The following is a 12,694-nucleotide window of genomic DNA, read 5'->3' as shown; positions in this document are numbered from 1 at the left end:
GTTGGGCTGATCAACGCCTGTCAGCTCCTGCTGTTGTCATCACCCGGTTCGCCACCCACATGGTTGCCGTGATCATCACCAGGTTCACCACCAACGTGATTGCCGTGATCATCGCCAGGCTCGCCGCCGACATGATTACCATGATCATCCCCGGGCTCACCGCCAACATGGTTGCCATGATCGTCACCGGGCTCACCGCCAACGTGATTGCCGTGATCGTCACCGGGCTCACCACCCACGTGATTGCCATGATCGTCACCCGCTTCAGCATGGTTGCCGCTGCGCCCAGCGTTTGAATCACCGGCGTGGCCCAGGCCGGAGTTGCCATGGCCGCTACCACTGTTGCCGGCATGGCCGCCGCCGTCACCGCCACTGCCGTGGCCACCACCGCCGCCACTTCCACCACCGCTTCCGCCGCCGCCACCGTGGCCGCCACCACCGCCGCCGCTTCCGCCACCACCACCGTGGCCGCCACCACCGCCGCCGCTTCCGCCGCCTCCGCCGTGGCCACCACCACCACCACCACCACCACCACCACCACCATCTTTGGCGTAGGCGCTGGAGCCATGAGAAATCGAGTCAGGGATCAAAACAATGGAAGTCGACAGCACGCCAGCCACGGCAACCGCCAGTAAAGCCTTCTTGAACAGCAGGTGGATTTGCATAGTCCGTCTCCAGGTCGTCGCCACGAGAACGCCAAATCAGCAGAAATCTTGTTTTCAGTGTTTTCTGTTCTTTGCGTGGGATTTTTTCCCACGCTTAACTAATAGACCCCTGCGCCCCGCGCTTCAAGCGGCGCGCGAACAAGCCGACCGGTGGTTGGCCTGCTATGTTTTCCTGATCGCCATGGAGGACCACCGGCATGCCATCGCTACTGACGCTACAAACCCCGCACTTGCGCGACTACGGCGAGCTTGTGCAGGTGTGGGAGGACTCGGTACGTGCCACTCACGATTTCCTGCCAGAGGGCTACATTGTTTTACTGCGCGAACAGGTACTGCGCCGCTACCTCGACGCAGTGATGCTGATCTGCTGCAGGGACCGGCAGCGCATCTGTGGCTTTGCCGGGGTCGCCAACGGGCGCGTGGACATGCTGTTTGTTGCACCGGACTACCGTGGCAAAGGGGTGGGCAAGCGCCTGCTGCACTATGCCATCGACGAGCTGAACGCCGAGCGACTGGACGTCAACGAGCAAAACCCTCAGGCCTTGGGCTTTTACCTGCACGAAGGCTTCGAAGTAATTGGCCGATCGGAAACCGACGGCCTGGGGCAGCCCTACCCCCTCCTGCACATGCGCCTTGGCAAAACGGCGTAAATGACACAGATTCCCAGCCCCTCTGCCGCTCAGGCAGGTACAATGCTGGCCTTTCCCTGCCTTTGCGAATTGCCGTCATGTCCGAACCCGTCCGCCTGTCCAAACGCCTTATCGAGCAACTTGGCTGCTCTCGCCGCGATGCCGAGCTCTATATCGAAGGTGGCTGGGTCACGGTCGACGGCGTGGTGGTCGAGCAGCCGCAGTTCAAGGTAGAGGACCAGCGCGTCGAGCTGCTCCCGGGTGCCCGCGTCGAAGCGCTGGAGCCGGTAACCCTGCTGCTCAACCAGGCGGCCGGCATGGACAGCGAAAGCGCCCGCGCCAGCATGAACATGGCCACCCTCAGCGAGGCGCACCGCGAAGGCGTGCGCGCCCTGCATGGGCACTTTAACCGCCAGGCCTGCGTGGCACCGCTCGAGCGCGGCGCCAGCGGCCTGCAGGTATTCACCCAGGACTGGCGGGTAAGCCGCAAGATCGAGGCCGACCTGCGTCGCCTGGAGCAGGAGTTCATTGTCGAAGTGCGCGGCGAGACCACACCTCAGGCGCTGGAACGCCTGGCGCGCGGCGCCACGCGCAATGACCGCGAGCTTCCCAAGGCCAAGGCCAGTTGGCAGAACGAGACCCACCTGCGCATGGTGCTGAAAAACCCCCAACCCGGGCAGATCGCCGAGCTGTGCGCCTACCTGCGCCTGGAACTGGTAAGCATGCGACGCATTCGCCTGGGTGGTGTGTCGATGGGCAAGTTGCCCCTCGGCCAATGGCGCTACGTGGCAACTACCGAACGTTTCTAAGCAATACGCCACGCACAAGCGTGGCACCTGAACAGGATTCTGCAGCAATGAACCACAACGACGTCCTGCGCAGCCTGCGCTACATGCTCAAGGTGAACGACGCCAAGATGGCCGAGATCATCGGGCTTTCCGGCCTCGAGGTGAACCCTTTGGTATTGGCCACTTACCTGAAGAAAGAAGAAGAGGAAGGCTTCGTCCGTTGCCCTGATCGGGTGATGGCGCACTTCCTCGATGGCCTGGTAATCCACCGCCGTGGCAAGGACGACAGCCGCCCGCCACTGCCGGTCGAGCTGCCTGTGACCAACAACCTCATCCTCAAGAAGCTGCGGGTGGCCTTCGAGCTCAAGGAAGACGACCTGCACGTGATCCTCAAGTCGGTCAATTTCCCGGTCAGCAAGCCTGAACTGAGCGCGCTGTTCCGCAAGGCCGGCCACGAAAACTACCGCCCGTGCGGCGACCAGTTGCTGCGCAACTTCCTCAAAGGCCTGACCCAGCGCGTGCGCGGCTAAGTGGCCATGCAGCATTCGGTTGCACCCGTCGGCATCGTCCGCTCCTGCTTCAAGGAGAAATTCGCCATCCCGCGCCAGCCCCAACTGGCGCCTGCTGCGCGGGGCGTGCTCGAACTGCTGCCGCCGTTCGACCAAGGTGATGCGGTCGAAGGCCTGGAGCAGGTCAGCCATGTCTGGCTGCTGTTCCTGTTTCACCAGGCCCTCGAGGACAAGCCGCGCCTGAAAGTGCGGCCACCGCGTCTGGGCGGCAACAAGAGCATGGGGGTGTTCGCCACCCGTGCTACCCACCGGCCAAACGGCATCGGCCAGTCGGTAGTGCGCCTGGAGGGTGTGGAGCCCGGGCGCCTGTTGCTGTCCGGGATCGACCTGCTCGATGGCACGCCGGTGCTGGACATCAAGCCGTATGTGCCGTACGCCGACTGCATTACAGACGCCAGCAACCAGATGGCCAACGCAGCGCCCGCCGCGATTGCCGTGCAGTGGGGCGAAAACGCCCTGCCCCAGGCCCGCGAGCATGCACTGCGGCTGGCTGAACCGCTGGTGGAACTGATCGAACAATGCCTGGCGCAAGACCCGCGCCCGGCCTACCAGGTACCACCAGCCGAGCGGGTGTACGGGGTGAAGTTCTGGGATGTGCAGGTGAGGTGGCATTACCCTCAGCCGGAAGTGATCCGGGTGTTGGAGGTGGTGCTGGCCTGACCACGCACCGACGCGAATAGCGCACATGAAAAAGGCGACCCTAGGGTCGCCTCTTTCGTTCTATAGCCGCGCGATCAGCGAGCCGGGCCTTCGGCCACGCCCAGGTCATCGGTCGGACGGGTATCGACCAGCGGTGCACCACCGGAGGCGAGCTCCGAGGCCAGCTTGTCGTTGTCCATTTCCTTGACCCACTTGGCCACGACCACGGTGGCAACGGCGTTGCCCACAAGATTGGTCAGTGCGCGGGCCTCGGACATGAAGCGGTCGATGCCGAGGATCAGCGCCAGGCCAGCTACCGGCAGGTGGCCAACAGCCGACAGGGTGGCGGCCAGCACGATGAAGCCCGAACCGGTGACGCCGGCAGCACCTTTGGAAGCCACCAGCAGCACCAGCAGCAGGGTGATCTGGTGGGTGATGTCCATGGTGGTGTCGGTGGCCTGGGCGATGAACACCGCAGCCATGGTCAGGTAGATCGAGGTGCCGTCCAGGTTGAACGAGTAACCGGTCGGAATAACCAGGCCGACGACCGACTTCTTCGCGCCCAGGCGCTCCATCTTGGCCAGCATGCGTGGCAGGGCCGATTCCGAGGAGGAAGTACCCAGCACGATCAGCAGCTCTTCACGGATATAGCGGATCAGCTTGAGCACGCTGAAGCCGTGGGCGCGGCAGATACCGCCCAGCACCACCAGCACGAACAGCAGGCAGGTGATGTAGAAGCACGCCATCAGGTAGCCCAGTTGCACCAGCGAACCCACGCCGTACTGGCCGATGGTGAAGGCCATGGCGCCGAAAGCACCGATCGGGGCCAGCTTCATGATCATGTTGATGATGTTGAACATGACATGGGCGAAGCGGTCGATCATGTCCAGCAACGGCTTGCCGTAGCTGCCCAGGCGGTGCAGGGCAAAGCCGAACAGCACCGAGAACATCAGCACCTGCAGGATGTCGCCGTTGGCGAAGGCACCCACCACGGTGTTGGGGATGACATTGAGCAGGAAGCCGACGGTGGTCTGCTGTGCGCCGGCGGCGGCGTAGGCGGCCACGCTGCTGGCGTTCAGGGTGCTGACGTCGATGTGCATGCCAGCGCCCGGCTTGACCACGTTGACGACGACGAGGCCGATGATCAGGGCGATGGTGGAGACGATTTCAAAGTACAGCAGCGCGTAGCCGCCAGTCTTGCCGACCGACTTCATGCTCTGCATGCCGGCGATGCCGCTGACCACGGTGCAGAAGATGATCGGGGCAATGACCATCTTGATCAGTTTGACGAAGCCGTCACCCAAGGGTTTGAGGGCGACGCCCGTTTCCGGGTAGTAGTGGCCGAGCAGGATGCCGATGGTGATGGCAACGATCACCTGGACATACAGGGATTTGTACAGCGGCTGACGTGTCGTCATGGCTCATTTTCCTCAAGTGTGCCGGTTCACCCTTCCCAGGGTGATGGGGCACCTGAATCGCTAACCCTCCTGCACTTGGAGGGATTTGTCGTTGTGTTCGAGCTGCCTGGGCAGGCCTCTGCGAAGATCAATAGCAAGGGTGGTGCCAAAATGCCCATGAAGGGTGCAAGGGCCCTGTTTGCTAGGGATAAATGCCCAACGACAGGGCGATTTGCCTGAGGAAGGCTGGCGGATTTCCGCCCGGTGGCGGGTTTTGTACAGGGGGGATGGCGGGAATCCGCCCAGCATTCGAAGGCTGGGCGATCCCTGTGGGAGCAGGTTTACCCGCGAATGGGCCGGTACAGGCTACAAATCAGTCCAGGTGGAAAGTGATCCTGAACGCCGCGCCACCCAAGGGCGAATCCCCCAGGCTGAGCTCGGCGTCATAGCTGTCGACAATGTCCTTGACCACCGCCAGCCCGATCCCCTGCCCGGGGTGCTGGCTGTCCAGCCGCTCGCCGCGCTCCAGAATGCGCTCACGCTGGTCGGCCGGCACCCCCGGCCCATCGTCTTCGATACATAAGGCCAGCTGCCCGGGCGCCTGCTCAAGGCTCACCCGCACCTGGCCCAGGCTCAGGCGGTAGGCGTTTTCCAGCAGGTTGCCGAGCATTTCCAGCAAGGCGCCCTGCTCCATCGGCACCTGCGCCGCATCGGGCAGTTCCAGCGTCACGTTCACCCGCTTGTCCCGGTACACCTTGGCCAAGGTGCTGCACAGGCTGTCGAGCAACGGCCGCAGCCTCACGCTGTGGCGCACCAGGCCGCTCTTGCGCAGGCTGGCGCGTTGCAGCTGATAGTCGATCTGCTGGCTCATGCGCTCGATCTGGCTTTGCAGCACCCGCGCCTGCTCGCGCTCACCGCTGCGCTGCTGCAGGCTTTCGCCCACGCCTTGCAACACCGCCAGCGGCGTCTTCAGGCTGTGCGCCAGGTCGTCCAGCGAGTCGCGGTAGCGCGTGCGCTGCTCACGTTCACTGCGCAACAGGCGGTTGAGCGAACGGGTGAGGCGCAGCAGCTCGCGCGGGTGCTCGCCGCTCAGGCCATCGCGCGCGCCCGACTCCACTTCATCCAGCTCGTGGCTAAGCCGGCGCAACGAGCGCAGGCCCCAGGTCAGGCCAGCCCATAGCAGCACCATCAGCGCCAGCAAGGCAGCACCGAAGCCCAGGTAGAGCTTCTCGCGCAGGCCGTTGAGGGTGGCCTTGTACTCGCTCACCGGCTGCAGGGCGACAATGCTGTAGGCGGCACTCTGGCCCCCCAGCAGCTTTACCTCGACGTCGTAGACAAAGAACTCTTCGCCATCTGCTTGATGAATACGGGCGAACTCATTGCCACGCCCGTCGTAGCGCGGGCGGTAGTTGATGTGCCGGTCGGCGGTGGCCCGCGACTGCCAGACCAGGTTGCCGTCGCGGTCGAAGATATAACCGAGCAGGCCCGTGTACGGCAGGTTATAGCGCTCGTCCGGCAGCAGGGCCGGCATCTGCAACTGACCATGCTCGATGCGCGCGGCGGAAATCAGCGTGGTCACATCCGAAGCCAGGCGCTGCTCGATCGACTCCTGCAGCGCCAGGCTGAAGGCCTTCTGCAAGGCCGGCAGCAGCGCCAGCATGAACAGCAAGGCCAGTACTGCTGCGGCCAGCATCAGGCGTACCCGCAGCGAGCGGATCATCGGCAGCGCTCGGTGAACAGGTAGCCCAGGCCGCGCACGGTGTCGATGGGTTTGAAGCCGTGCTCGCCCTCAAGCTTGCGGCGCAGGCGGCCGACCAGTACTTCGATGACATTGGGGTCGCGCTCCTCGTCGCCTGGGTACAGCTGCTCCATCAGGCGATCCTTGGCCACCACCTGCTGATGATGGCGCATCAGGTATTCCAGAATGCGGTACTCGTAGGCGGTCAGCGCCAGGGGCTGGTCGTCGAGGGTGGCCTGCTTGCGGTTGAGGTCGAGTACCAAGGGGCCTGCGGCGATGGTCGACTGGGTGAAGCCGCTGGAGCGGCGCAACAGGGCATTCAGCCGCGCTTCGAGCTCTTCGAACTGGAACGGTTTGACCAGATAGTCGTCGGCACCGGCGGCCAGGCCCTCGACCTTGTCCTGCCAGTTGCCGCGGGCGGTGAGGATGAGAATGGGGAAAGTCTTGTCCTGGCTGCGCAGGCGCGTGATCAGTTCCAGGCCACTGATACCGGGCAGGCCCAGGTCGATGATGGCGAGGTCGAAGTGGTACTGCCCGGCCTGGTACAGCGCCTCCTCGGCATCGGCGACCGCCTCGACCACATGGCCGCTTTCGCCCAGGCGGGTGTAGAGGTGATGGCGAAGCAGGGCTTCGTCCTCGACCACCAGCAGTTTCATGTGCAGCTCCTTGTATGTAATGCCTGTACCGGCCCTTTCGCGGGCACGCCCGCTCCCACAGAGACTGCACAGTTTCTGAAAATTGTGCAGCACGTGCAGAAGCCACAGGTACTGCACGGTTTCCGAGGTTTGTGCAGTCCCTGTGGGAGCGGGCGTGCCCGCGAAGAGGCCGGTACAGGATAACGCGGCTCGCTGGTCAGAACTTGTAGCTCGCTGCCAGATAGGTCTGCGCGCTGCTGGTCAGACGCAGGGTGCCGTCCTTCGGCCCGCCATGCGCGCCCACTTCGGTCGCGGCATTGGTGCGCAGGTAACGGTAGCCCAGTTCCACCGAAGCCTTGTCGGTGATGTCCTGGATCACGCCGGCCTGCAGGCCGTAGGCATAACCGTAGTCGGTATCCCGGCTGGCGCCTGGCGAGTCCTGGGTGAGCTTGGTCATGCCCAGGCTGCCACCGCCGAACAGTTTGGTGGTATCGCCCACCGGCAGGAACAGGTCGTAGCTGCCCAGCAGGTTTTCCTGGCGCAACTTCAGGCCACTGTGGTCACCCGAGACGTTGTCGTAGGTCATGTAGTAGCGGCCCTGATCGTTGATCTTGCCCACACGTACACCCCAGGTGTCGTCCTTGCCGATGATGCCATCGGCGTTGAGCTGGTCGGTGTTGCGTTGCAGCAGGCCGGACTTGCGAACCTTGTCGCTGGTCTGGCCGTAGGTGAGGCTGGCGAAGTTGTCGTCGGCGGCCTGGGCAGTGGTGATGCCAGCGGCACAGACGGCCATGGCGGCAAGCAGGGTGTTGAAGGTTTTCATGGCTGGTAACTCCAGTTGGGTGCGCTGTTTCGGTCTGGAAGCTAGAGTAAGGAGGGCACCCTGAACCGCGACTGAACCCTGGCTGAACCTCGGCTGAACGAACTGTCTGCAAGACAAGGAGTAGTAAAGATGCGTGCCCTGCTGGCCCTGACCCTGATGTGCAGCGCCGCCCTCGCCCAAGCGGCGGTTGTGACCCGTGAAATTCCCTATCAGGACGCCGACGGCAACCGCCTGGTCGGCTACTACGCCTACGACGATGCGTTGGACGACAAACGCCCAGGCATCGTCGTGGTGCATGAATGGTGGGGCCTGAACGACTATGCCAAGCGCCGTGCACGAGACCTCGCGGCCCTGGGCTACAAAGCGCTGGCCATCGACATGTATGGCGATGGCAAGCACACCGAGCATCCGCAGGATGCCCAGGCTTTCATGGCCGAAGCGATGAAGGACCCGGCCGCGGCAGCAGCGCGCTTCGACGCGGGCCTGGAGTTGCTGAAAAAGCAGCCGAACGTCAACAAGCACCAACTGGGCGCTGTGGGCTACTGCTTTGGCGGCAAGGTGGTGCTTGATGCCGCACGCAGGGGCGAGAAGCTGGACGGCGTGGTGAGCTTCCATGGCGCGCTGGCCACCCAGACGCCGGCCAAGCCTGGCGTAGTACGTGCGGACATCCTGGTTGAACATGGCGCTGCGGACAGCATGGTCACCCCGCAGCAGGTGGACGCGTTCAAGGCGGAAATGGATGCGGCCAAGGTCAACTATCAGTTCGTCAGCATTGACGGCGCCAAGCATGGGTTTACCAACCCCGATGCTGACCGGCTGAGCCATGGCGAACATGGGGGGCCGGACATTGGCTATAACAAGGCGGCGGACGAGAGTTCCTGGGCGGATATGCAGGCGTTCTTCAAGCAGGTGTTCAAATAAGGATTGTCGGGGGCCGCTGTGCGGCCCATCACCGACAAGCCAGCCCCCACAAGCACAGCGCAAACCTCAAGCCCTGCGCAACACCTGTGGGAGCTGGCTTGCCGGCGATGGGCTGCAACGCAGCCCCAGCAATCCCACCTCCCACACCGCCGCTGCGGCTGGCACAATAGCGCCATGAACACTCTCCCCGCCTGCTGCGCCCCGCTCCAGCACCACTGGCCCTTGCCTCGCCCGCTGCCCGGCGCGGTGCTGGTCAGTTGCGCCTTCGACCCTGCCCACCTGGCACCCGACGACTTCCAGCGCGCTGGCGTCGTGCCCAGTGCCAGCCTGCAGCGCTCGGTGGCCAAGCGCCAGGCTGAGTACCTGGCCGGTCGCGTATGCGCGCGCGCGGCGCTGCAGCGCCTGGACGGTCGCGACTACGTGCCCGGCACCCATGAGGACCGCTCGCCGATCTGGCCGGCGGGCGTTCGCGGCTCGATCACCCACGGCAAAGGCTGGGCCGCCGCCGTAGTCGCCGCCGAGGGCAGTTGCCAGGGCCTGGGCCTGGATCAGGAGGCCTTGCTGGATGACGAACGCGCCGAACGGCTGATGGCCGAAATCCTCACCCCGCCCGAGCTCGAACGCCTGGACCACCGTCAACTCGGCCTGACGGTCACCCTGACCTTCTCGCTGAAGGAAAGCCTGTTCAAGACCCTCTACCCGCTGACCCGCCAGCGCTTCTATTTCGAACACGCCGAAGTGCTGGACTGGTCCACCGAAGGCCTGGCCCGCCTGCGCCTGCTCACCGACCTGTCGCCGCAGTGGCGCCAAGGCGCCGAGTTGCAAGGCCAGTTCTGCCTGCAGGACGGCCACCTGCTCAGCCTGGTCAGCGTCTGACCTTTACTGTGGCGCTTGCTGGCGTGGCCAGTTCAGGCTGAAGCAGGCGCCACCCAACGCTTCGCTGCGCCCCACCGTCGCCCGGCCCGTGTGCCAGTAAATGATTCGCCGCACGATCGACAGGCCCAGGCCGTGCCCACCCGAAGCACGGGTGCGGCTGTCGTCCAGGCGGGTGAACGGGGTGAAGATACGGTCCCAGAAGCCCTCGGGGATGCCGGGGCCGTCATCTTCGACATCAATGCGGCACCGCTGCTGCCCCAACTGGTAACTCACGCGCACCTCAGAACCGGCATGGCGCATGGCGTTGCCGACCAGGTTCTGCAGTGCCCGGTGCAAGTACCGCGGCTCGGCCTCGACCCAGGCGCCTTCGGCATCCGCGCCCTGGCAGTCGCCGCGCACTACCCGCACCTCGGCACGCAACGGTGCCAGCTCTTCGATCACCCGCGCGAGCAAGGCGTCCAGGTCGACCCGCTGGAACTTCAAGGCCGGCGCGCCTTGCTCCAGGCGGGCGTAGGTCAGCATTTCGTCGACCAGCTTGTCGAGGTCCTGGATATCCCCGTCCATGCCGGCCAGATGCTTGGCCCGTGCCTGTTCGGTGGTGGCACTTTCGATCATCTCCAGGCCAAAGCGCAGGCGCGCAACCGGCGTACGCAACTCGTGGGACACCGCCCGCACCAGCTCGCGCTGCATGCTCAGCGAGCGCTGCAGGTGCTCGGCCATGCCGTTGAAGGCGGCGGCCAGCCGCCCTACCGAGTCGGCGTCGCCTGCGGGCACGCGGGTGTCCAGGCTGCCCTGGGCGATGCGTGTGGCGGCAATCTCCAGGCCCGACACGCGGCGCTCCAGCTGGCGCACCAGCAGGTAGACCACCAGGCCGATCAGGCACAGGCCAAGGAAGGCAATCAGGATCAGCAACTGCGGCGGATATGGGTTGAGCTGGTACAACGGGCCTATTTCCAGCACCCAGGGCGAGCCAGCCAGCCCGGCAAACACACGGATCGAGTCGCCATCCTTGCCCAGCGCCATGACCGTGTCGCCCTCCTCGACCCGACGCCGCTGGTCATCGTCCAGGCTTACCCGCTCGATGCGCTGCAGCGCGACGCCAAAGCCAAAGCCCTTCTCCTGCTTGATCTGGGCCAGCCGCTGCTGCTGCTCGGTGATCGGGTAGCGCACCAGTTCGTCAGCCAACAGATACAGCGTGGCCCGCGCCAGTTGCTCGCTTATCTGTTTGATCTGCGCCACCAGCATCAGGTCTTCCTGGCCGACCTTGCGCAGCACTTGCGCCGCATGCGGGCCCGTCTTCTCGACCACCACCAGGCCGCGATACAGGCGCGCCCGCTGGCCGCCGTCGAGGCTGCGCGCAGTCATCGGCTGCAGCGCCAGCGGCACACCGAGCAATCGCTCCCAGATCAGCAGCGAGCGCTTGCGTTCGGTTGCATTCTGCTGCGCCAGGTTGTCAGCCATCAGGCTGAACGTGCCTTGGGCCAGGCCCTCGCGGTGCTGGGCGGCGCGCACTTCGTTGACCAGGTGCAGGGTGAGCACGCCGAGCAGCGCCACCAACACCAGCACAGCCAGCATGCCACCGTAGATACGCAGAAAGATCGAGTTGTTCATGGCGCTTCGCCGACAAACAGGTACCCCTTGCTGCGCAGGGTCTTGATCAGCCGTGGCTGAAGCGGGTCATCGCCGATCTTGGGGCGGATTTTCGAGATACGGATGTCGATGGAGCGGTCCTGGCCGTCGTAGCCCACGCCACGCAAAGCGGTGAAGATCTGTTCGCGGGTCAGTACCCGGCCGGCGTTGCTGGCCAGCAGCCAGAGCAGGTCGAATTCGGCGCCGGTCAGCTCGATCAGCTGTTCGCCCAGGCGCGCCTCGCGCAGTCGGTTGTCGATACGCAGTTCGCCAAAGGTCACCTCCTGGCGCTTGCTGTCCACGGCTTCGCTGCGCCGCAGCAGGGCCTGGATACGCGCCAGCAGCAGGCGTGGGCGTACCGGTTTGCAGACGTAGTCGTCGGCACCCAGGTCCAGGCCCTGGACCTGGTCGAGTTCGTCGCTGCGTGCGGTGAGCATGAGGATCGGCCCGGGGTACTGGCTGCGCACCCGGCGGCAGATGCTCAGGCCGTCCTCGCCAGGCAGCATGAGGTCGAGGATGACCAGGTCGGGCTGGCTGTCGACGATACGCCGCGCGGCACGGGCGCCATCCCCCTCCACCGCGACCTCGAATCCGTTGGCCTGCAGGTACTCGGCGGTGAGCTCGGCCAGGCGCTGGTCGTCTTCGACAATGAGGATGCGGGGTACGGGGTGGTCCATGGCCTCTGCCTTTGCTTGTTGTTTTATTAGCTGTACCGGCCTCTTCGCAGCACAAGGCTGCTCCTGCAGGATACGGCGCTCTTCTGTAGGAGCAGCCTTGTGCTGCGAAGGCGCCGATACAAAGAACATAACCCTTTAACCAAAAGGCAACATCCCCTCTGGATACTCAGTAGCACCTCCGGCGCTGCCAAACCGCCCGCCGCCCCCTCGACTGAACCGTTTTTTGTGATAGGGTTCGCGCCCGAAAAAAACTGCCCTGGGGCAGCAAGGTGCAGAAAAATACTGCAAACCACTTGGCACAAGGCCTACAGCGAATACCCACCATTCACTCACAAAGTACGCACACGTTATCCACAGGCGCTCGCCTTGCAAAGCCCCCAATACCGCATTATCTTGTATCCCGAACGCAGCGAACCACTACATATAGGGGTTCGTGCAAAATCACACACAAAAGTCAACCCGCAAAATCAAGCGATTTTCCGGGCTGAACTTCAGGTGATTTCAGCAGCCAAACCGCTCCTGCGGAGGCGACCGAGGCAAGCCCTTTCAGGGCGTTGTTCGGGTATGAGTGTTGCAGGCAACGCCTGGCACTCATCAGCACCGGTTTTTGGGATGTACCCAGAACCTTTGACTTCGGCCAGGGAGCGGCAAGCTATTGCCCCTTATTCCTGAGTCTGTCCCGAAGTCGGTACGCCCGTGCGGGCGGAT

General features: G+C 64.1%; 13 protein-coding genes. 6 read left to right on the top strand and 7 right to left on the bottom strand.

All coding sequences use genetic code 11. From position 1 onward, the window contains the following. Nucleotides 1-20: 20 nt before the first annotated feature. The gene (locus tag PP4_RS29655; RefSeq protein ID WP_080642761.1) at nt 21-665 is read right to left on the bottom strand and encodes a hypothetical protein; all 645 of its coding nucleotides are present in this window, start codon (nt 663-665) and stop codon (nt 21-23) included. Between the two features lie 197 nt (nt 666-862). On the opposite strand from PP4_RS29655, the gene PP4_RS05765 reads away from it, so the two are divergent. The 4 genes from PP4_RS05765 (at nt 863) to tsaA (ending at nt 3,311) form a co-directional block, all read left to right on the top strand. Then, nucleotides 863-1,315 (top strand): GNAT family N-acetyltransferase, encoded by a 453-nt coding sequence (locus PP4_RS05765; protein ID WP_016498304.1) that lies wholly within the window; start codon nt 863-865, stop codon nt 1,313-1,315. A gap of 77 nt (nt 1,316-1,392) precedes the next feature. After that, the gene (locus PP4_RS05760; protein WP_016498303.1) at nt 1,393-2,103 is read left to right on the top strand and encodes an rRNA pseudouridine synthase; all 711 of its coding nucleotides are present in this window, start codon (nt 1,393-1,395) and stop codon (nt 2,101-2,103) included. Nucleotides 2,104-2,150: 47 nt separating this feature from the next. Beyond that, nucleotides 2,151-2,612 (top strand): YehS family protein, encoded by a 462-nt coding sequence (locus PP4_RS05755; protein WP_016498302.1) that lies wholly within the window; start codon nt 2,151-2,153, stop codon nt 2,610-2,612. A 6-nt stretch (nt 2,613-2,618) separates the two neighbouring features. Then, the gene (tsaA, locus tag PP4_RS05750) at nt 2,619-3,311 is read left to right on the top strand and encodes a tRNA (N6-threonylcarbamoyladenosine(37)-N6)-methyltransferase TrmO (protein ID WP_016498301.1); all 693 of its coding nucleotides are present in this window, start codon (nt 2,619-2,621) and stop codon (nt 3,309-3,311) included. Nucleotides 3,312-3,385: 74 nt separating this feature from the next. On the opposite strand, the gene PP4_RS05745 is transcribed toward tsaA, so the two are convergent. The 4 genes from PP4_RS05745 to PP4_RS05730 form a co-directional block, all read right to left on the bottom strand. Further along, nucleotides 3,386-4,708: a dicarboxylate/amino acid:cation symporter gene (locus PP4_RS05745; protein WP_016488678.1), complete on the bottom strand. Its 1,323-nt coding sequence runs from the start codon at nt 4,706-4,708 to the stop codon at nt 3,386-3,388. A 352-nt stretch (nt 4,709-5,060) separates the two neighbouring features. Beyond that, nucleotides 5,061-6,407 carry an ATP-binding protein gene (locus PP4_RS05740; protein WP_016498300.1) on the bottom strand — a complete coding sequence of 449 codons (1,347 nt, stop codon included), beginning with the start codon at nt 6,405-6,407 and terminating at the stop codon, nt 5,061-5,063. Next, the gene (locus PP4_RS05735; protein ID WP_016498299.1) at nt 6,404-7,081 is read right to left on the bottom strand and encodes a response regulator; all 678 of its coding nucleotides are present in this window, start codon (nt 7,079-7,081) and stop codon (nt 6,404-6,406) included. The genes PP4_RS05740 and PP4_RS05735 overlap by 4 nt, the downstream gene beginning before the upstream one ends. Nucleotides 7,082-7,277: 196 nt before the next feature. Next, nucleotides 7,278-7,883: an outer membrane beta-barrel protein gene (locus PP4_RS05730; protein ID WP_016488681.1), complete on the bottom strand. Its 606-nt coding sequence runs from the start codon at nt 7,881-7,883 to the stop codon at nt 7,278-7,280. A 129-nt stretch (nt 7,884-8,012) separates the two neighbouring features. On the opposite strand from PP4_RS05730, the gene PP4_RS05725 reads away from it, so the two are divergent. Both PP4_RS05725 and PP4_RS05720 read left to right on the top strand, forming a co-directional pair. Further along, the gene (locus tag PP4_RS05725) at nt 8,013-8,804 is read left to right on the top strand and encodes a dienelactone hydrolase family protein (RefSeq protein WP_016498298.1); all 792 of its coding nucleotides are present in this window, start codon (nt 8,013-8,015) and stop codon (nt 8,802-8,804) included. Between the two features lie 174 nt (nt 8,805-8,978). Further along, nucleotides 8,979-9,680: a 4'-phosphopantetheinyl transferase family protein gene (locus PP4_RS05720; RefSeq protein WP_041167612.1), complete on the top strand. Its 702-nt coding sequence runs from the start codon at nt 8,979-8,981 to the stop codon at nt 9,678-9,680. A 3-nt stretch (nt 9,681-9,683) separates the two neighbouring features. On the opposite strand, the gene PP4_RS05715 is transcribed toward PP4_RS05720, so the two are convergent. Further along, complete coding sequence (locus PP4_RS05715) at nt 9,684-11,291, bottom strand: ATP-binding protein (RefSeq protein WP_016498296.1); 1,608 nt, start codon at nt 11,289-11,291, stop codon at nt 9,684-9,686. After that, entirely contained in the window at nt 11,288-11,986 is a 699-nt protein-coding gene (locus tag PP4_RS05710; protein ID WP_016498295.1) for a response regulator transcription factor, read from the bottom strand. Before PP4_RS05710 ends, PP4_RS05715 begins: the two co-directional genes overlap by 4 nt. Between the last annotated feature and the right edge of the window lie 708 nt (nt 11,987-12,694).

The organism is Pseudomonas putida NBRC 14164 (assembly GCF_000412675.1).
Lineage (GTDB): Bacteria > Pseudomonadota > Gammaproteobacteria > Pseudomonadales > Pseudomonadaceae > Aquipseudomonas > Aquipseudomonas putida.
The sequence above is the reverse complement of the archived record's forward strand: the minus strand, read 5'-3'. Positions and strand labels throughout refer to the sequence as shown.